Below are 19,374 nucleotides of genomic sequence, written 5' to 3' on the forward strand. Positions count from 1 at the left end.
AACCCTTGGGTACCCTATGACGTTGGTTGCGGTCAGGATGTCCTCGCTGCCAACATGAATCAAATCGGAGCCGCAACCCAGCTGGCGGACCGATATCCAGACGGATGGATTCGTCGTCTAGGATTTCGTGAATACCGTCTACCAACATCCTTGGATCGCCGCGGTCCTCCGCGGGTGAGAAAAGGCAGCCTCAGATCGACCTTCATCTTTTCATTCGTTCCGGCGCATGACCTCCGCCAAAACCCAATCCGAACGTGATGGGAGCGTTCTCGGCCAGCACCTTGGCGCGCCGGAGCAAGAGGTTGCCGAAGCGGCTCCCCGACGTTCCGGAGACGCAGTAGCTGATCGGCCTGCTGCATTTCTTCCAGATCGCGCAGAGGTCTTCGACGTAGGGGCCGATGTCTCCCATTTCGCCGAGGACGTAGTTGGTCTGCATCGTCAGGGCGAAAGCGGCATCCAGGGCGTTTCTTAGGTCGCCGAGTTCTTCCATCTTCTTTTGCGCCCGATGCCCGAAACGAACGCATTCCATCGCCATGGCGTAGCCGATGCGGGCGAGTTCCTCGGCGTCGGCGTCGAAATCGAGTAGCTCGGAGCGTTCCGCCGCGTAGTCGACGATGTAGTTCCGGCGCGTGTAGGTAATATTCCGTTCGTCGGCATTGGTCTTGGCGCAGAGCGCGGCGTAGGCCTTCGCCTCTTCCAGCCTGCCCAGGGGAAAGTGCCGTCGAGCCAGCATCGGGTCGAAGCCTTCGATCGCCACGGCTAGGTCCAGCCTGACGTCGACGCGGTCCCACTTTCCTCCTTCACGGTCGACCGACACTCTCCACGACGGCGGCCGGGACGCCATCCAAAGCCCGTCGTCGATCACAAGGAGTTTCGACATCTTGGCCTCGATCATCCGCTGCGATATCTCGCACATCTCCCTGTTGAGATGCTCCGTCGTCGGTGCGATCTTCGGGAAATCGGTTCCCCCGCGGACCCGCTCCCGTCCCTCCGGTCCATCTCCCTGTGGCCATGCCATGACGACGTTGCTGTTGCCGTTCGCGCGCTTGTCGAGCTGCCACTCGTGCTGGCGTCGAAGCGCGCTCGCCAAGGGGTTGCCGTCTACTTCCTGCAGTGCCATCGAGATCAAACAACCGGGGTCCGGCAATCTCGCCGCGTCCTTGTTCCCGAAAGCCTCGACGAGGTGATCGAGAACCGGCAGCGAAGCGATCTTGCGGTAGAGCGTGCCGTCGTATTCGCGCATACGGAACACCCTTTTCCGTCTGACGGTTTCGGCGGTGCACTGTTGGTCCGTTTCGAAGACGATGTTGGTCTCGGAGGCCGAGACCTCCGGCACGTCGAAAACGGTCGGCATCGAGACGTAGATGTCACGGACCGCGCTGCAACGTTGGGGCTGCCCTCTCGTCAGGAACGGCAGTTTCGCTTCGATCCTCATCGGCTTGCTCCCGGACCTGACGGAAGCAGGGTGGGAAATTGCCCGCCAAGGGTGATCGGCGCGTTTTCGGCCAGGAATCTGGCTTCCTTGATCATCAGGTCTCCTGCCTTTCCGCGAACGGGTCCGATTTCGCAATAGCGGCCAGGGCGATTGAAGCGCCGCCAAACCGAACAGAGGTCCTCCACATACGGTGTCACGTCACCCATCTTACCCTGCACGTAGTCGGCCTCCATCGCCGCCGCATAGGCTGCGAAGAGGCTCTCCCTCAGCTCACCGGGCAGATTGTCCATCCACTTTCGGTTCCCCGTCCCGTATCGCATGCATTCGACGGCGAGCGCGTAGCCGATGCGTGACAGTTCCTCCGCATCCGCGTCGAATTCAAGCAGCTCGGGCATCGGCGCTTCGTAGTCGACGACGTACTCGACAGGCGTAATTCGGATGCCGGGGTGGGCGCAGTTTGCGTGGGCGCATTTCTTAGCGTAGGCGCGGGCATCTTCCAACCTGTCGAGCGGGAAGTACCGACGGCTCATGATCGGATCGAAACCCTCGATCGCGATAGCGAGATCGATCGTGACCTGGTAATCGTTCACGCTGACCCGCCAGCACGGCGGCCGGCACGCTACCCACAGGTCCTGGCCGATGACCAGCAGCTTGGCCGACTGGGTTTCGATCCGTCGCATCGATCTTTCCGACAACGCGCCGTCGATGTCGTCAATGTTGGCCGCGACCTTGGGGAACTCGGCGTTTCCGCGGGCGCGCAGGCGGGCCGTCGTCCCTGCTCCATTCGGCCACGCCAAGACGACGTTGCTGTCGCCGACGCTGGTCTTCTCGAGGTCCCATTCGATCTGGCGGCGTAGCGCGCCCGCCAGCGGGTTGGCACCGTAGTAACCGAACCCGGTCGAAATCCCGACGTCCGGGTCGTTGCCCTTGGGGTCGGTGTTGTCGTCGAAAGCGACATGGAAAGCGGCGTCGGCGATCGACCCCACGTCGAAGAGCTTGCGGTACAGGCGGCCGTCATAGGCGCGCAGCTCCACGCCTGACTGCACCTTGAGCATCTCGTCTTCTCCGCCCCGGGGGTCGGCGAAAATGTGGAACCGCTCGAAAGATTCGAAAGCCACTTCCGTCTCCGATTCGAAGACTTCCGGTACGTCGACCGTCACCGGCATCGTCACGTAGATGTCCCGCTCCGTGGCACAGCGCTTGGGTTTGCCCCTGGTCAGGAACGGGAGGGAAATGTCGATCTTCAAGGCGCTGGACTCCGTGGCGCTTCTGGTACCTACATCGTGGCACCGTCCGCGGCAAGAATCGCGCGACTTACGGCTTGTTTTCCTTGGCAAGCGTCGCAAACACGGAAATCTTGCCCGTGTCGGCGGCGCGGTCGCAGATCATCGTGCCGAACCCGTGGCGGTTCGCCGGGATGTTCGCCCAGCCGGGCTTGCGGCCCGTCATCTTCCAGGCCTCGGTGATGTCGTTGACGAGATCGCCCATGTCAGGCCACGCCGAGATATCGGTGCCGATCGCCTTCGCCATGTCGCGGGCAAGCAGCGCTGCCCGTGCGCGGCCATCGCCGATCTTTTCCACCAGTTCCGGAGCGTTGGTGATCGAGCGCGCCACGTCGCCCCCGAGGATGAGCGCCGTCCTCGCGCAGGAATAGCCGTCTCCGTCGAACGACAGAAGATCGGTCGTGTCCGTGGTGAACGGCCGCTCGTGGGTGTAGTCCTCGAAAGGTTGGGTGCCTGTATGGGTGAGTTTCGTCGCCCGCTCGGCATACTCGAGAGCGGCGGAATGATCGGTGAGCGGGAAATACTGGACGTCGAGATCGGCGTCGAGCCATGTCGGCAGGTGGCTCAGTTCCATGACCATTCTGGCGGAAGAATTGAAGCCAGCCACCCCGACCTTGATCGCAGGCGGTGTCGTCTCGATCCAGAGATCGCGTTCGATGACGATCAGCTTCGCGGCTTCGGCCGCGTGTTCGGCCCGCCCCTTCCCGAATTCCTCGCCGTCGATGTCGGCGAGCTTCCTCTCGAGGTCCTCGAACCGGAAGTCGTTCCGGCTGGTTCGACTGCCACGGAGGCCAGTGAGGAAGGGAACGAACGGCCACGCTTCGATCTGCTTTTGACGATGTTCGCCGCCCTCGAGATAGAGCCGGTGGCAGAGATGGTTGTTGAGGGCCTGGGATACTGGCCTCGGGTTAGCCCTGCCGTTCTCGAACGTGAAGGGCCAGGGCCTGTTGCGCTCCTCGTCCTTCTGGAAGGCGTAGTCGAGCAGACGGGAAGTCTCGTGGTCCGAGAGCGCGCCGAGCTTGCGAAACAGCCTTCCGTCGAACTCGACGAGCCGGTAGGGCGTGGAGGTCTCCGCCGCGAAGACGGTTTCGACATCGCGTTCGGATACCTCCGGTACGTCCGCCGTATGAAGGAACGACACGAAGACGTCCTTGCGGCTGTAACACCGGGACGGAAGGGCGCTGAAGAGAAGCGGGTAGCGGATGTCGATTTTCATGGTGACGTGGTCCAGGTTGAGCGGGCGGAAACGCTGATCGGCATGGAATCCGCCATTTGGGCCGCCCGTTCGCAGATCATCGTTCCGAATTCGTGGCGTTTCGGCGGGATTTCCGTCCATCCTGGTTTGCGGCCCGTCATTTTCCAGGCGTCGGTGACGTCGTGAACGAGGTCGCTTGCGTCCGGCCACGTCCGGTAATCCGCGCCGCAGGAACGCGCTCCCTCTTTCGCGGAAAGGACGGCCCGCGCCCTCGCGCTTCCGATCTTGCCTTCGATCTCCCCGTTGCCGGTCATTGCCCTCGCGATGTCGCCGCCGAGCAGGAACGTGGTCCGTTTGAGCGAATAGCCCTCGTAGTCGAACGCGAACAGCGGATTGTCGTCGAACCGGAAATCCGTCCAATCGGCGAAATTCCTGACGGGTTCCTCGCTGCGCTGGGTGATCGCCTGCGCGCGCCTCGCGTATTCGATCGCTTCGTCTTTCGCCGTCAGCGGGAAATACTGTCGTCCGAGATCATGGTCCAGCCAGTTCGGAAGATGGGAAAGCTCCACGATCATTCTCCCCTCATGGGCCACGCAGATGGCGGGAGGCGTCGTTTCGATCCAATACGATCCGTCGATGACGATCAGTCTTTCGGCTTCGGCACGGTGTTCTTCACGCCCGGCGTCGAACTGGACACCGTTGATATCCCTGATCTTGTCCACCAGCCCCTGAAACGTGAATTCGTTGCGGCTGCGCGGCCCGCCCAGATGTCTTTGGTAGTCCGGCGTAAGGGCTGGCCAGATCATTGTCTCCCTGGCCTTGTCGCCGCCGTCGAGATAGAGACGGTAGTAGGCGAGATTGTCGAGCGGTTGCCCCGCGTAGCGGATGTATACCTTGTCGCCTTCGATCGTGGGTATCCACCATGGGCGACGACGTAGCTCTTCCTTTTCGAAAGCGTGTCCGAAGCAGGCTTCGGCGGAGTTGCTCCCCGGCTTGCCGACTTTGGAAAACAGCCGCCCGTCATATTCCACCAACGCGTATTTCTGGGACCTGAAGGCGATATGCGTTTCCGCCTCGGAAATTTCCGGAACGTCGTGTTCATGTAGATATGGGACGAGAACGTCCTTCGGCTTCTCGGTCCTGCCGGGATGCGCCCTGAACAGGATGGGATAGCGGATGACCGTCTTCACAGGCCCGGCCCCTGTCTGTTCGTGTCGATCATGATAGGCAGGTAATCGATCTGCTCGTTCACGCGTTCGATGGTCAGATGGGAGAAGTTCGTCCTGTTGGAGGTGAAATGCGTCCATCCTTGCGGCTTCCCGGCTCGTTGCCATGCTTCCGCGATGTCGCCGGCGAGATGGGCGACGTGCCATGACGACGGGTTCCATCCGATCCTGCCGATCTCAGCGCGGACCTCGTCGATCGCATCATGGTGGACCTCCGTCATTCGTCTCGTGTTGTCCGGCTTGTTGTGGATGTTGACGGCCACGTCTCCACCCATCAGCAACGCCGCCCGGTTGAGGGCATAGGCCACATGGTCGAATTCCAGCAGGGCATTGTCGGTCCTGCGTTCGATCATCTTGGTGTGGTCAACCGTCCGCCTGCCTTTCAGGCGGGCATTCGCCTGCTCGGCGTAAACGAGCGCTTCGGTCTTGTCGGCCAGCGGGAAATACTGGCGGTCGAGATTGAGGTCGAGCCAGTCCGGCAGGAACGCGAGCCGCACATCGAAGTCATCTCCGTTATATCCCACCTGATAGGCGAGCGGCGGTGTCTCTATCCAGAGCTCGTCGCCGATCCACAGCAACCTGTCGATTTCCCGTTCGGCCTCGTTCAAGGAGTTCTGGAACTCGTCCGCCGCAAACGAACCGATCTTCTTCGACCATTTTTCGTAAGTGAATTCGTTTCTGTCCCAGGTCGCGTGACCCATGTTGAACGGGGCGTTCGGCCATGCGTATCCCTCGCCCGTGCGGCCGTTCGCATTGACGTAAACCCGGTGGGCGATGCGGTTCCACAGTCCAACCCCGAGCGGACGCGATTTGTCTTCGAACGACATCATCGGCTTGTGCGGTGTGTTTCGATCACGGGAACACTCGAAGGAGTTCAAGAGCGATTTGTGATCCTGATCCTCGGCCTTCACGCGCGTGTTGCGGAAGAGCCGCCCGTCATACTCGACCAGTCTCCCGTTCACGTATTCGTCGCTCAGATCGAGGACCGTCTCGGCCTCGCCGGCTTCGACCTCGGGAACATCGCGGCGGAACGGATAGGAGCAGAGGACAACTTTGTAGCGGTCCGTCGTGGTCGGCTGCGCGCCGAAATGGATTGGGTAGCGGATATTCGTGAGCATGGCGTCCTCCACCGCCATATACCCCCGAACGGATGCCAGCGACAACCTGCGCGTGGAAGGCTTGCCCACGCCGATGAAAGATAGCATCATTGGTTCACCAACCCACGGGTTGGACGAAGGAAGGCCGTAAAGCCCGTCAAAAAAGTCCTCCGCGGGGACAGACGGGGCGGCCGTAGGGAACGCGACAGGTCCGCCGGCCGCGCTTCCCTCCTTCTAGGCCGACGACGGGTCGACTTCAGGCAGCGTGCCGATGTCATAGGCCGCGATACGCCCGAAAATCCATTCGAGGATCGGCACCACGATCGAGTTTCCGCAAAGCGCGTGCATCTTTCCGGCCGATATCGGTTTTCCTTTCCATGTGACGGCATCCAGATATCCGCTCGGAAGGCCCATCAAGGATTGGGCTTCCCCCGTGGTGATCTTCCTGACGACCCCATCCACCAGCATCGCGTCGACCCTGCAGGTGTTCAACGTCCCGACCAGACCCGGCGCACGGACGAGCCATCGACGCGACAAGCCTCTGAAGGACTTGTCGTTGCCGGCACCCGCCGCCTGCCAGTCGAACACGATTGGCAGGTCGGGGTCGCTCACCGCTGTCGCATTCCAAACGATTACCCGCTCGACGGAGGGTGCCGCGGCCGCGGCATCGAAGAGCACCTCGACCGGGTCTCTTTCCCCGCGGGTGGCGACCAGGAATAGACGCCGCCGCCTCTGGGGCACGAACCCTTGGGAATCGACGACCCGCCAGGCAAGCCTGCATCCGTTTCCCTGGGCCGCTCCGACATTCGGCCATCCGCCATGAGGTTCTTCGACCGGGCCTTCGCTGCCGAGCAATCCGCCGATAAGGTGGCCGAATGCGTTGTCCTTGGTGCTGAGCACGCCCAACACGTTTTCCCATACCAGCCAGTCCGGTTTGGCTTCGTGGAAGAAGGTCACCATCGCCAGCGTGAGGTTTCCCCGGTCATCATCGAGGGATCGTCTCAGGCCGTTCGTGGAGAAAGCCTGACAGGGAGTGGAGGACATCACGACATTCGGGGCGAGGTCTTTGATACGCTCCAGCGTCGCGGGAAGGCGCATGTCGCCGACATGTTCGACCTGCGGGAAATGGTGCGCGACGACCGCGTTGCAGACCGGGTCGATTTCGCTCGAGGCGACCGATGTCCATCCCACCGACCTTGCGGCAAGGTGAGCGGAGCCGATGCCGTCGCACAGGCTGGCGAGCCTCATGCCGGTTGCGCCTCTTCGCTTCGCGCCACCGTTTCCAAGGCGGCTTTCAATCGCGCCGGCATCGGTCGGCCGCGGGTCTTGTCGCGGTTGAGAACGCCACGGCATGCGGCCGGACTGAGCGCGAACCGCGCACCGACTTCGGGCGGAGAGAGAATGTCCCTGATTTTCGGCTTTTCCGACCGGAAGACATGGGCCGGAACCTCGCCTGCGTATATCGGCCCGAAAGCACGGGTCAAAAGCTCCGTCTCCCGGGACACCGGCGACTTCTCAGCGCCGCCGGCTTTCCTCGGCGGCAGGAACACTTGCGTTCCGCCGGCGTCGACGACCGCGCTGTGCTCTATGAAATCTTGAAATGAAGGCATGTCGGTTCTCTGTGGAGCCTTCATTTAGGTCCCTCGGAGCCGCCCCTGTCAACGGAAAGCCACACCTGGGACGCTCGTCACGAACAGCTCGCGCTGTAGGTTTCCGCCATCGGCGTCTGTGGCAGCTCGAACGAGATGTGGATCGCGCCGTAGAAAAACGGCCATAGGCGCAGCGAAATAAATCCTTCGCTCAGGTCAAGGCGATGGCCGCCATATTTATGGACTTCGACGGAATGCACGATGTCGCCGGCACCGTCCACTAATAGTGGCACGTCGGCATAATATGGTTAAAAACGTCAAGATGTTGGAATTCAACGGGATTGTAAAAAGCGCCGGCACGCAAGCCCCTGACGCGTGGAACCGCAAAAATATTTTTATTCGTTTACGGGGTCTTTCAATAGGTTGCGGTTGTCCACCGAATTTGCCTACCATGAATAATATCGGCGTTGACCCGCGCATGTGGCGAGCCGAACCTAATTGAACTTTGGCGCGTCCCGATCCCGGGCAGCCATTCAAGACACCGAGATGGTAACGGATTTGACCGTGATTCCACGGCGCGCATTCGTGTCTCCGGAAGACTGGTTCAAACACTTGTTGGAGTAAGAAAATGGAAGTCATCGTCTACAGCACCCCGAACTGCGTCCAGTGCAAGCAGACCTACCGCGAGTTCGACAAGAAGGGCATCGCCTACAAGGTCGTGGACCTGTCGGAAGACGAAGCGGCGATGAGCCGCGTGCGCGGCCTCGGCTTCAGCCAGGCTCCGGTCGTCGAAGCTGGCGAAGACAACATGTGGGCCGGCTTCCGTCCGGACCTGATCAAGAAGCTGGCCGCCTGAGAACGCCGGCGTGTCGGGTCTCGTCTACTACTCGAGCGAGTCGGGTAACACCGACCGCTTCGTCGAGAAGCTCGGGATACCGTCGACCCGCATTCCGATCAGCCCGAAGGACGGTCCGGTCAACGTCGACCGTCCTTACGTCCTCATCGTACCGAGCTACGCGGACGGAGACGGACGGGGAGCGGTCCCCAAGGGAATCATCCGGTTCCTGAACGACCCGGACAACAGGAAGAACATCCGCGGCGTCATCGGCGCGGGGAACACGAATTTCGGAGAGATGTACTGCCGAGGGGCAAAGATCGTCGCCGAGAAATGCGCGGTGCCGATGCTCTACCGGTTCGAGCTGCTCGGCACGGACGAAGACGTCGTCGCGGTCAAAACCGGACTTGGACAATTTTGGAGAGAAAAAGAATGACAATCGCAGCTTCGGTCGGTGCCGACATCGAGAAGATCGACTACCACGGCCTCAACGCCATGCTCAACCTCTATGACGACAACGGCAAAATCCAGTTCGACGCCGACCGGGAAGCCGCGCGCCAGTACTTCCTTCAGCACGTGAACATGAACACCGTGTTCTTCCATTCTCTGGAAGAGAAGCTCGACCACTTGGTCGAGAAGGAATACTACGAAAAGGCCGTCCTCGACCTCTACGACTTCGAGTTCGTCAAGCGCCTGTTCAAGCGCGCCTACGGCAAGAAGTACCGCTTCCCGACCTTCATGGGTGCCTACAAGTACTATTCGAGCTACACGCTCAAGACCTTCGACGGCAAGCGCTATCTCGAGCGCTACGAGGACCGCGTCTGTCTGGTGGCGCTGACGCTTGCCCGCGGCGAGCGCGATCTGGCCGAGGCCCTCGTCGACGAGATCATCGCCGGCCGCTTCCAGCCCGCGACCCCGACCTTCCTCAACGCCGGCAAGAAGCAGCGCGGCGAGTTCGTCTCGTGCTTCCTCGTGCGCATCGAAGACAACATGGAGTCCATTGCGCGCGCCGAAAACGCCGCCCTCCAGCTGTCGAAGCGCGGCGGCGGCGTCGCCCTGCTGCTCTCGAACCTGCGCGAAATGGGCGCGCCGATCAAGAAGATCGAAAACCAGTCATCCGGCGTCATCCCGGTCATGAAGCTGCTCGAAGACGCGTTCTCCTATGCCAACCAGCTCGGCGCGCGCCAGGGTGCCGGTGCCGTCTACCTGAACGTCTTCCATCCGGACATCCTGCGTTTCCTCGACACCAAGCGCGAAAACGCCGACGAGAAGATCAGGATCAAGACCCTGTCGCTCGGCGTCGTCGTGCCGGACATCTTCTTCGAACTCGCCCGCGACAACAAGGAAATGCACCTGTTCTCGCCCTATGACGTCGAGCGCGTCTACGGCGTTCCGTTCTCCGACATCTCGGTCACCGAGAAGTACTGGGAGATGGTGGCCAACAAGGAGATCAAGAAGACCACGATCAGCGCCCGCGAGCTGTTCAAGACCATCGCCGAAATCCAGTTCGAAAGCGGTTACCCGTACATCATGTACGAGGACACCGTGAACAAGGCGAGCCCCATCAAGGGCCGCATCAACATGTCGAACCTGTGTTCTGAAATCCTCCAGGTCAACACGCCGAGCCTCTACAACGAAGACCTGTCCTACGCCCACATCGGCAAGGACATATCGTGCAACCTCGGCTCGATGAACGTCGCCATGCAGATGGATTCGTCCGATTTCGGCCGCTCGGTCGAGACCGCGATCCGCGCGCTGACGGCCGTTTCCGACATGAGCGCCATCAACTCGGTTCCGTCCATCCGCCAGGGCAACGATGAAAGCCACGCCATCGGCCTCGGCCAGATGAACCTGCACGGCTACTTCGCCCGCGAGCGCATGTTCTACGGCGACGAGGAGTCCGTCGACTTCACCGACATCTACTTCATGACGGTCACCTACCACGCCATCCGCGCGTCGAACCTGATCGCCCGCGAGCGCGGTTCCTCGTTCAAGGGATTTGAAGACTCCAAGTACGCTTCCGGCGAGTACTTCGACTACTACGTCAACGAGAACATCGCGCCGAAGACCGAAAAGGTCCGCGAGCTGTTCGCGAAAGCCGGCCACCACGTGCCGACAAACGCCGACTGGGCGGAACTGCGCGAACTCGTGAAGACCGGCGGTCTCTATAACCAGAACCTCCAGGCCGTCCCGCCGACAGGTTCTATCTCGTACATCAACAACGCGACCTCCTCGATCCACCCGATCGCCGCCAAGGTCGAAATCCGCAAGGAAGGCAAGGTCGGCCGCGTCTACTACCCGGCTCCGTTCATGACGAACGACAACCTGCCCTACTACCAGGACGCCTACGAGATCGGCTGGCAGAAGACCATCGACGTCTACGCGGCCGCCACCCGCCACGTGGACCAGGGTCTTTCGTTGACGCTGTTCTTCAAGGACACGGCCACGACCCGCGAGATCAACCAGGCGCAGATTTACGCCTGGAAGAAGGGAATCAAGACCATCTACTACATCCGCATCCGCCAGATGGCCCTCGAAGGCACCGAGGTCCAGGGCTGCGTCTCCTGCGCGCTCTAACCCAGAAGGAAAACAAAAGACATGACCACCGAAACCAAGACCCTTCGCGTGCCGTACGCCATCAACTGGAACAAAATCGAGGACCCCAAGGACCTCGAGGTCTGGCAGCGCCTGATCAACAACTTCTGGGTCCCGGAACGCGTCGCCGTTTCGAACGACCTCCCCACCTGGGCGAGCCTTTCGCCCGACGAGAAGCTGACCACGACCCGCGTCTTCACGGGCCTGACGCTGCTCGACACCACGCAGGCGCGCAAGGGCGCGCCGACGCTGGCCGAAGACGCCGTCACGCCGCATGAAGGTGCCGTGTTCAATAACATCGCCTTCATGGAAGACGTCCACGCGAAGTCCTATTCGAACATCTTCTCGACGCTCTGCTCGTCGAAGGAAATCGACGACGCCTTCGCATGGAGCGAAGAGAACGAGCATCTCCAGAAGAAGGCGGCGCTCGTCGTCGAACACTACTACGGCGACTGCCCTCTGAAGCGGAAGATCGCCAGCGTGTTCCTCGAGTCCTTCCTGTTCTACTCGGGCTTCTACCTGCCGATGCGTTTCTCCAGCCGCGCGAAGCTGACGAACACCGCCGACATCATCCGCCTGATCATCCGCGACGAAGCGGTCCACGGCTACTACATCGGCTACAAGTTCCAGCAGGCGCTGTCGAAGCTCGACGAAGACGCCCGTATCGCGATCAAGAACTTCGCCTACGACTTCCTGATGGACCTCTACGACGTCGAAAGCGAATACACGGAATCGCTCTATGACGGCATCGGCTGGACCAACGACGTCAAGGCGTTCCTGCACTACAACGCCAACAAGGCGCTCATGAACCTCGGCTTCGACCCGATCTTCCCGGCCGACATCTGCAAGGTCGACCCGGCGATCCTGTCGGCGCTGTCTCCCGGCGGCGACGAGAACCACGACTTCTTCTCGGGCTCCGGTTCGTCCTACGTCATCGGCAAGGCGGTCGACACCGTCGACGAAGACTGGCAGTTCTGAGCCAGCTAAGGACTTCCGCAAGGGCCGCCACAAGCGGCCCTTCTCTTTTGACGCTTGCCCTTTGCTGTCCCGGTGGGCATTGTCCCGGCATCAACCATCCATCGGAGACGGCATGGACATCGAACAGGTTTCGGCCTTTTTCCACGAGACCTGCGGATTGTCGGAGGACCCTTCGATCGATCCAGAGGACCACATGGCGGTAATCGACGCGGCCTTTCTGTCGTCGGACTGCGACGACTTCGCCTGGGTGCTGTCGAAGATAACCGGCTGGACGGCGAAGACGGCGATCTGGAACATGGGCATGTGCCAGTCGGGCCATCATTCGGTCGTGGAAGCGCCCGACGGCCGTCTTCTCGACGTCACCGGGTGGACCGACCTGGCTTCCATCGCAAGGCGCGTCGGCAAGGAGGAGCGCCTCGTCACCCTTCACGAGTTCCGCCACTATCCTTTCAACTTCGCCGAATGCGACGACGACGAATTCCTGGAAGCGCTGCTCGCGGTCTTCGATGTCGTCGACAGGGCACCATACGACGGTCCGGAGTTCAGGTCGCTCCTCTCGGCATACCGCGACAAACTCCCGCCTTATGACGAACCGGTCGGAACGTCGACGCGCGACTTCGGTCCTTGATGGACGTCAGTCCGCCGGCCGATCCGGTGTCCAGGTTGAAACGGCGAATGCCCGCTCCCTTCCGAAACGCTTGTTTTTTCACAAGTCGGTTTTCCAAAAACTTGCGCGAACGTCCGTTTTTTCTTTCCATTGCCTGGAGTCTTTGATTACTTGCTCGCGATTGCCTATCATCGCCCTAGCGAAATCTGGGTTTCAAAAAAATGCTACGCCTCGTCAGTAACGCCCTACTTGCACTCACGTTGTCCGTGACCTCGATAACGCCGTCTTTTGCGGCCGCCGACAACCAGTATATCTACCGTTACAAGACGGAGATGGTCGAACGCGAGCAGCCGACAGACCCGGAAATGAAAGACATCACGGCGTTCTACGTCGGTGCCGTCGGCTACGATTTCGCCGAACGGCTGCCGATGAAGCCGCAATGGGCGGACGACGCGTGGAAGGTCGTCTCGGGCAGCCTGCCGAAGGGCATTTCGTTCAATCCCGACACGCTCACGTTCGAGGGAACACCGGAAGACGTGACGTCAGGCAAAGTCGTCAATCTCGCGGGCTACGACCAGACGGGCCAGGAAGTCGCGACGGCTGTCGCCACCTTCGACGTCATCACCGTGAAGGGCGCTCCCATCAAGGTCGACATCTACAACCACACGGGCAAGTACAAGGTCGACGAACTGGCCATCCCGTCCGCAATTTCCGTTTACGAATGGAAGAACCTGCAGTCCGCCCCTCCCGGCGTCGCCGTCAATGGTCCCTATATCGAGGGCACTCCGACGACTCCCGGCACCTACCGCGTCCTCGGGCAGGGCATCAACTACATGGGCGAGGTCGTGGCCACCTATTTCGGCTCCTACACCGTCGAAGACGGCCCGACCTTCCCGAAGATCGCCGACATGATCTCGCCGCTGCCGCAGCTCGAAGTGCAAAACGCGCTCGTCGTCAACTTCGGCGCTCCGTCCAAGTACAAGGTGAACCGGGCGATCGATCCCAAGCGCCAGCCGCGCTACTTCATCGAGCTCGACAGCGGCGAGCAGTACCCGCTCGGCGTTTCCTCGAACGACGACTACAAGAACCTCCTGGTTTCGGGAGAGATCACCCGCCCTTACGACACGGCCCGCGTCCGTTTCCGCGCGCTGGACACCGACCAGACGACGGGCTTCTCGAACTGGTTCACGTTCGGGTCGTCCTACCCGCAGCCGAGCTGCGCGCCGAACATAGGCGAGACCACCCCGGTGCATCTGTGGACCGGCATGGTCAACACGTTCTACTTGCCGCGCCCTCAAGGCGGCCAAGGCGAGATCACGTACCACCTGGTCTCCGGCAAGTTTCCGAACGGCATGTCGCTCGCCGCTGACGGCGCTGTCTCCGGCACGCCGACCACGGTCGGCGACGACCAGACGTTCCAGGTGAGGATCGACGTCACCAACGGCTCCAACACGGTGTCGACGGCCTGCTTCTACCGCGCCGAAGTCGGCAGCAAGGGCGTCGGTCTCGTCGATGCGACGCCGCCGCAGGCCCGGCACATCCGGGTCGGCGACACCTATGACGGCAAGATCACGGTGGCGGGCGGCATTTCCCCTTATTCCGTCGCCCTCACAACGCCCGCAGACTGGCCGACCCTCGCCTTCACGACGCCGACGGCCAACACCCCGACGATGGGTCTTTCCGGTGCCTTCGCGACCCCTGGCCCGCGTTCCGTACCACTTACGCTGTCGAACGGCGACACCAAGGCGACGTCCGGTGCCGTGAACTTCGTCGTCCACGACCACCTGTCCCTCGGCGGTATCGCGACGGTCCATGTCAAGCGCCACGCCGGCGCGCAAGTCTGGTCGACGATCCCCTATGATCAGGCGAGCGTCATTCCCGAGGTGGCGACTCCCGGCAAGTTCCCGGCCTTCAAGGTCGTTCAGAACGCCAACCTTCTGCCGCAGGGCATCGACCTTTCCGGCGACACGCTGTTCGGCGCGACGGACGCGGAGGCCAAGGCCTACGGTCCGTTCAAGATCGAGCTTTCCGATTATTCCGGCGACACCGCGACATCGAACGAATTCCAGATCGTCGTCGACCCCCGTGATCCGATCGCCGCCAATCCCGTGGTCGCACCGACATTTACAGCGGCTTGGGACGCGGAGCAAAAGCCTGCTCAAAGGGTCTTCGACGTCACGCAGCCGCCGGGTGCCAAGAACCTTGCCATTACCTGGACCCTGAACGACGTCTCCGGCAACGGCATCCCCGCTTGGTTGGTCTTCGACACGGCCACGGGCGACATGACGGCGCGCAAGGGAATCGACCGCTCGTTCATCGACAACCCCGTCGGCCCTCTGACGATCACGGCGACGGACAGCGAAGGCTCGACAGTCACGTCGGAGCAGTTCAACGTCCACGTCCAGGACTGGCCGGCCCCATCGGGTCTCGCGAAGGCTTTCACCGGAACCGCGCAGGGAGACGCAGCCAAGGGCGAAGCCGCTCCGAAGGTCAACGTCCCGAGCCTGCGCTCCGCCATCAACAAGGACACGGTGATCGGGGGTCTCAACGCCGTCGTCTTCGTCGACGCCTCCCCGCGTCCCGCCGGTCTTGACTTCGACACCGCGACCGGAATCCTCTCCGGCTACGTCACGGAAGAGTTCAAGGGAGACGTGCGGGTGCGCTTCAAGGACGGCGCTGGCCGCGAAGGCTTCGTCGACCAGCCGCTCGAGGTGCGCGGCTATCCGAAGGTCACGATGGGCACCGATAGCTTCGAGGTCGCCCGCCTCGCGGACGCGGCCAATGCCTCCCCCGCCGTCCAGGGCAAGCAGGTCTCAGGATTCTGGTCCCAGCCGTCCTGGTCCTGGGCTCCCGGCGTCACCGTTCCGCCCGAGTTCTCGATCGACGCGCAGGGCAAGGTGACCGGTCGCTCCAGCCGTCCGCTCGACACCGTGATTTCCGGCCTGAAGCTGCGTGCCAGCTCCAAGGCAGGCACGGGCGAGACGATCTATTCCGACACCGACACGTTCTCGATCAAGATCGTCAGCCAGAAGCCGATGACGCTCGCCTACAACCCGCCGAAGGCGACCTTCCGTCTCAAGGAAGAGGCCAACGGCCGCTACTCGCTTGTGTCGGTCGACAACATCGCCCCGGTGATCGGCGGCTCGGCCGTAGCGCCGCTCGCATACTCCATCGACCAGGCTCATGCCGTCTCGGAAGGCCTGAGCGGCATCGACATCGATCCGCTCACGGGCGTGCTGACGGGAAGCCCCGCCGGTCTCGGCCTGTGGAACGTGAAGATTTCGGTCACCGACAAGGAAGGCACCACGCCTGCTTCCGGTCCTGTTGCCGTCGAGGTCAAGGCGACGCTCGCGGGCAACATCAACACCGCGAACGGCAATGTCGGCCTCGTCCTGCGACAGGGCGAGCCTTTCAAGACGCCCGATATCGCCGTCGGCAACGTCGTCGGCAGCGCGCGCTTCCTGACGTCCCCGGCCTCCCTTCCCGACACGGTCGACTTTTCGGCTGTCAGCGGCGCGTTCTCCGACGACAGCTCCTGGCCCACCGGAGGAGATTCCACCTTCTTCGTCTCCATCAACGCCAAGGACGACGACGACCGCACGTTCGCCGCACCGCTATCCTACGGCTTCACGGTCATCCGGCCGCTGGCGATCGCTTCGATGCGCAAGACGCAGCTTTCGGGCAAACAGTATTCCCCGAAACCGGAAGATGCCATCGACGTCGCGTTCGACCCCGACCTGCGCTACGCCATGGGCAACATCAGCTGGTCCATCAACGGTGATCTACCGGGAACGCTGGTCAATACGGCGTATGACAAGAACGGCAACACCCTGCTCGGCTATAGCTGGAAGGACGAGAACTCCGACCTTCACGAACTGTCGATCGACGGCGCTGGAAAAGTCGTCGGCTACAAGGTCGCCGGCGCGGCCGCGGCTCTCGGGTCCGACAAGGTTGCGGACTACCTGCCGCTCGACGCGCTGGTCTTCGACAACGTCGCGCTGACGCTGAAGGGCGTTCCGTCGAAGGCCGGAACATTCGCCGACATCCACCTCATCGCCTCCGACGACCACCAGAAGGACTACATCAAGTCCGTTCCGAGCCAGGGTCCGAACAACACCGCCAAATCCCCGGAGATCGTGATCACGGTCGCGCCAGCCGATCCGCTGGTCGCGGTCAACATGGTCGGTTCGTCGAACGCCGACAGCGAACAGCTCTATCGCTACACGACCCCGGCGACCTTGACGACGGTCCTTTCGAACCCGGCCTACGGCCGCCCCGTCACCTGGACGAAGGTGGCAGGCACAATGCCCGCCAACGTCACGACGTCGGGAACGGGATCGCTCGTCTACAGCGGCTACCCAGAGGCCGCTGGTTCCTTCCCGGGCATCGTCTACCGGGCCCGCGACGCGGCCGGCCGCACGGTCACCGCGAACGCCGTCACATTCGACGTGGGCGCGCGCCAGAACCTCCAGCTCGTCGCGTCGAGCAACCCGGCTGGCCTTGTCGTCAACGAGCAGGCGACGCCGATCGTCGTCACCGCGCAGAACACGGCCTACGGTCGCGTCGTTCCCAAGGCGGACTGGACGGTGACCGGTGTCACCAACCTGCCGCCTGGAATCACGGCATCCATATCCGACGGCAAGGTCTCCTTTGGCGGCACGCCGACAGTCATCGGCACCTATCAGAACATCGGCGTGTCGGCCGTAGACTCCCTCGGTCAGTCGGCGTCCGTCACGCTCGCGATGCGGGTCATCCTGCCGACCGACGCCATCGTCCTCAACGTCTCCGACATCAAGACGAAGGTCGGTTATCCGTTCGAGATGCAGGCGACGTCGTCCAACACCTACGGCGCTGTCCGCTTCTACTCGAACGACATCTCGGGAATTCCCCAGATGTCGATCAGCGGAACCTCCGGTCTCGTGAAGGGCCAGTTCTCGACCGTCGGCGACCATCAGGTCGACGTCTTCGTGACCGACGTCACGAACCGCATCACCTCCAAGCCTGTCCGCATCGCGGTCCTGCCTTCGCTGCGCGTCACCGTTCCGCAGATCGTCGCAGCCGAGCAGGGCCTCAGCCTGACCCGCACGGTCGCCACCGACTTCGCGGCCGGCACCGTGTCCTACAAGAAGGGCGCGGGCAACTGGCCTGACGGCATCGACGTCGATGCGGCGACCGGAACGATCGTCGCCGTCGACAGGAGCAGCGGAACCGCCGTCAACAACGTGATCGCCGAGGCGAAGGATTACCCCGGCCTGACGATCGACGCCGTCGACAGGTTCAGCAACGCGCTCGAGGACCGTCAGAACTCGAACACGTTCACGATCCGGGTCGCTCCGATCAACGCCAGCCCGGTGATCTCCGCAATCCCCGGAAACCGAATGGTCTTCGGTAAACAGGGCACGGCGTCGACGCCGTTCACGCCGACCGTCAAGGACAGCGTGGCCGCTAAGCCTTGGAACTACGCCGGGACGATTTACTCCCTGAACCGTACGCTTCCAGCCGGCCTGTCCTTCGACACGAAGACCGGCACGATTTCCGGCACCCCGAGCGAACCGATCATCATCCGAGACCTCAAGATCAAGGTCACGGCCCAGAACGGCGACAGCTCGGAGACGCCCGCCTTCTGGTTCGGCGTCGCTCCGAAAGACCCGATCGTCCCGACGGCCGGACAGAAAACCGCCTACATCGTCTACGTCGGTTCGGCCGTCGCCACCAACAAGCCGTTGTTCGACAACGTCATCGGCAACCTGAGCTACGCCATGGTCCAGCCCGTGGGACGGGGAGCGTTCGATACAACGACGGGCATATTCACCAATCCCGGCGTTTTGTCGACGGACATCGGGACCTGGCCGATCACAGTCGTCGTCACCGACGAATTCGGCCGGACGGGGACGTTGTCATTGACGCTGGAGGTCGTGCCTGTTCCGACGACCACCTTCCGTCTCAACATCTATGGATCGACTGATCCGCATGTCTGCATGGGATACATTCAGCTCAACATCGACGGTGCTGACGTGTTCCCCAAGGCGGTGCTCGCTGCCAGCTCCTTCGGGTACGGGACCGACCCCGAGAACCTCAAGGACCCGAGCCTGGTCCAGGGAGGCAACGGCAAGGACGGCGGCCTGCTTTGCTGGAACGCTCCGGCGAACACGGCCTGGCTGGACATCACCGTGCCGGGAACGACGACCACTGGCCAGATCAAGCTTTATCAGAGACAGGACGTGTGGAACAACGCACTGTTCAACGATGTTGGGTTGAGCCTGAAAAACAAGGACGGGTCGTTCACCCAACTGGCAAGGCAAAAATTCACCGCCAGCCCCGGCCAGATCGTCACGCTCCCATTCTGACATAACGGATGCGACGACCCGACGACCGATCGAAGCCCCGGAGCAGGTTGCTCCGGGGCTTCTTTCATCTTCGTGTGGACGATCTGGAGTCGCCGGTGCCGTTGGCAAATCCCCGCGATCCTCGCTACGAAGTCTTCGTTTCCCTTCGATATGTACGGCGATATCCCCCAAAAATTGCTCCATCGTC

14 protein-coding genes are annotated in these 19,374 nt (G+C 61.9%); 6 read left to right on the forward strand and 8 right to left on the reverse strand.

The window, feature by feature from the left end:
• Positions 1-202: 202 nt before the first annotated feature.
• The 8 genes from FHT76_RS05070 to FHT76_RS05105 form a co-directional block, all read right to left on the reverse strand.
• Positions 203-1,435 carry a hypothetical protein gene (locus FHT76_RS05070; RefSeq protein ID WP_259184674.1) on the reverse strand — a complete coding sequence of 411 codons (1,233 nt, stop codon included), beginning with the start codon at positions 1,433-1,435 and terminating at the stop codon, positions 203-205.
• On the reverse strand, positions 1,432-2,682 hold the full coding sequence (locus FHT76_RS05075) for a hypothetical protein (RefSeq protein ID WP_259184675.1): 1,251 nt from the start codon (positions 2,680-2,682) through the stop codon (positions 1,432-1,434). The genes FHT76_RS05070 and FHT76_RS05075 overlap by 4 nt, the downstream gene beginning before the upstream one ends.
• Before the next feature lie 67 nt (positions 2,683-2,749).
• Positions 2,750-3,934 carry a hypothetical protein gene (locus FHT76_RS05080; protein WP_259184676.1) on the reverse strand — a complete coding sequence of 395 codons (1,185 nt, stop codon included), beginning with the start codon at positions 3,932-3,934 and terminating at the stop codon, positions 2,750-2,752.
• A complete protein-coding gene (locus FHT76_RS05085; protein WP_259184677.1) occupies positions 3,931-5,103 on the reverse strand; it encodes a hypothetical protein in 1,173 nt (390 codons plus the stop codon). Before FHT76_RS05085 ends, FHT76_RS05080 begins: the two co-directional genes overlap by 4 nt.
• Positions 5,100-6,257 (reverse strand): hypothetical protein, encoded by a 1,158-nt coding sequence (locus tag FHT76_RS05090; protein ID WP_259184678.1) that lies wholly within the window; start codon positions 6,255-6,257, stop codon positions 5,100-5,102. The genes FHT76_RS05085 and FHT76_RS05090 overlap by 4 nt, the downstream gene beginning before the upstream one ends.
• 213 nt (positions 6,258-6,470) lie before the next feature.
• Positions 6,471-7,484 carry a DNA cytosine methyltransferase gene (locus tag FHT76_RS05095; protein ID WP_259184679.1) on the reverse strand — a complete coding sequence of 338 codons (1,014 nt, stop codon included), beginning with the start codon at positions 7,482-7,484 and terminating at the stop codon, positions 6,471-6,473.
• Positions 7,481-7,846, reverse strand: coding sequence for a hypothetical protein (locus FHT76_RS05100; protein WP_259184680.1), 366 nt, complete (start codon positions 7,844-7,846; stop codon positions 7,481-7,483). Before FHT76_RS05100 ends, FHT76_RS05095 begins: the two co-directional genes overlap by 4 nt.
• A gap of 77 nt (positions 7,847-7,923) precedes the next feature.
• Entirely contained in the window at positions 7,924-8,106 is a 183-nt protein-coding gene (locus FHT76_RS05105) for a hypothetical protein (RefSeq protein WP_259184681.1), read from the reverse strand.
• A gap of 347 nt (positions 8,107-8,453) precedes the next feature.
• Between FHT76_RS05105 and nrdH the strand changes: the two genes are divergently transcribed.
• The 6 genes from nrdH (at position 8,454) to FHT76_RS05135 (ending at position 19,187) form a co-directional block, all read left to right on the forward strand.
• Positions 8,454-8,681: a glutaredoxin-like protein NrdH gene (gene nrdH / locus FHT76_RS05110; RefSeq protein ID WP_259184682.1), complete on the forward strand. Its 228-nt coding sequence runs from the start codon at positions 8,454-8,456 to the stop codon at positions 8,679-8,681.
• A 10-nt stretch (positions 8,682-8,691) separates the two neighbouring features.
• Positions 8,692-9,096 carry a class Ib ribonucleoside-diphosphate reductase assembly flavoprotein NrdI gene (gene nrdI / locus FHT76_RS05115; RefSeq protein WP_259184683.1) on the forward strand — a complete coding sequence of 135 codons (405 nt, stop codon included), beginning with the start codon at positions 8,692-8,694 and terminating at the stop codon, positions 9,094-9,096.
• Entirely contained in the window at positions 9,093-11,237 is a 2,145-nt protein-coding gene (nrdE, locus tag FHT76_RS05120; RefSeq protein WP_259184684.1) for a class 1b ribonucleoside-diphosphate reductase subunit alpha, read from the forward strand. Before nrdI ends, nrdE begins: the two co-directional genes overlap by 4 nt.
• 21 nt (positions 11,238-11,258) lie before the next feature.
• Positions 11,259-12,233: a class 1b ribonucleoside-diphosphate reductase subunit beta gene (gene nrdF / locus FHT76_RS05125; protein WP_259184685.1), complete on the forward strand. Its 975-nt coding sequence runs from the start codon at positions 11,259-11,261 to the stop codon at positions 12,231-12,233.
• Positions 12,234-12,345: 112 nt separating this feature from the next.
• Positions 12,346-12,861, forward strand: a complete 516-nt coding sequence (locus FHT76_RS05130) for a hypothetical protein (RefSeq protein WP_259184686.1) — start codon at positions 12,346-12,348, stop codon at positions 12,859-12,861.
• 200 nt (positions 12,862-13,061) lie between these two features.
• On the forward strand, positions 13,062-19,187 hold the full coding sequence (locus FHT76_RS05135; RefSeq protein ID WP_259184687.1) for an Ig domain-containing protein: 6,126 nt from the start codon (positions 13,062-13,064) through the stop codon (positions 19,185-19,187).
• The last annotated feature ends 187 nt before the right edge of the window (positions 19,188-19,374 follow it).

The sequence above is a fragment of the Rhizobium sp. BK176 genome (assembly GCF_024808055.1).

Bases quoted from the DNA above. Each gene is read 5' to 3' on its own strand.
- FHT76_RS05090 (WP_259184678.1), bottom strand. From the start codon at position 6,257: ATGCTCACGAATATCCGCTACCCAATCCATTTCGGCGCGCAGCCGACC.
- FHT76_RS05100 (WP_259184680.1), bottom strand. From the start codon at position 7,846: ATGCCTTCATTTCAAGATTTCATAGAGCACAGCGCGGTCGTCGACGCC.
- FHT76_RS05095 (WP_259184679.1), bottom strand. From the start codon at position 7,484: ATGAGGCTCGCCAGCCTGTGCGACGGCATCGGCTCCGCTCACCTTGCC.
- nrdE (WP_259184684.1), top strand. From the start codon at position 9,093: ATGACAATCGCAGCTTCGGTCGGTGCCGACATCGAGAAGATCGACTAC.
- FHT76_RS05080 (WP_259184676.1), bottom strand. From the start codon at position 3,934: ATGAAAATCGACATCCGCTACCCGCTTCTCTTCAGCGCCCTTCCGTCC.
- nrdF (WP_259184685.1), top strand. From the start codon at position 11,259: ATGACCACCGAAACCAAGACCCTTCGCGTGCCGTACGCCATCAACTGG.
- nrdH (WP_259184682.1), top strand. From the start codon at position 8,454: ATGGAAGTCATCGTCTACAGCACCCCGAACTGCGTCCAGTGCAAGCAG.
- FHT76_RS05070 (WP_259184674.1), bottom strand. From the start codon at position 1,435: ATGAGGATCGAAGCGAAACTGCCGTTCCTGACGAGAGGGCAGCCCCAA.
- FHT76_RS05130 (WP_259184686.1), top strand. From the start codon at position 12,346: ATGGACATCGAACAGGTTTCGGCCTTTTTCCACGAGACCTGCGGATTG.
- FHT76_RS05135 (WP_259184687.1), top strand. From the start codon at position 13,062: ATGCTACGCCTCGTCAGTAACGCCCTACTTGCACTCACGTTGTCCGTG.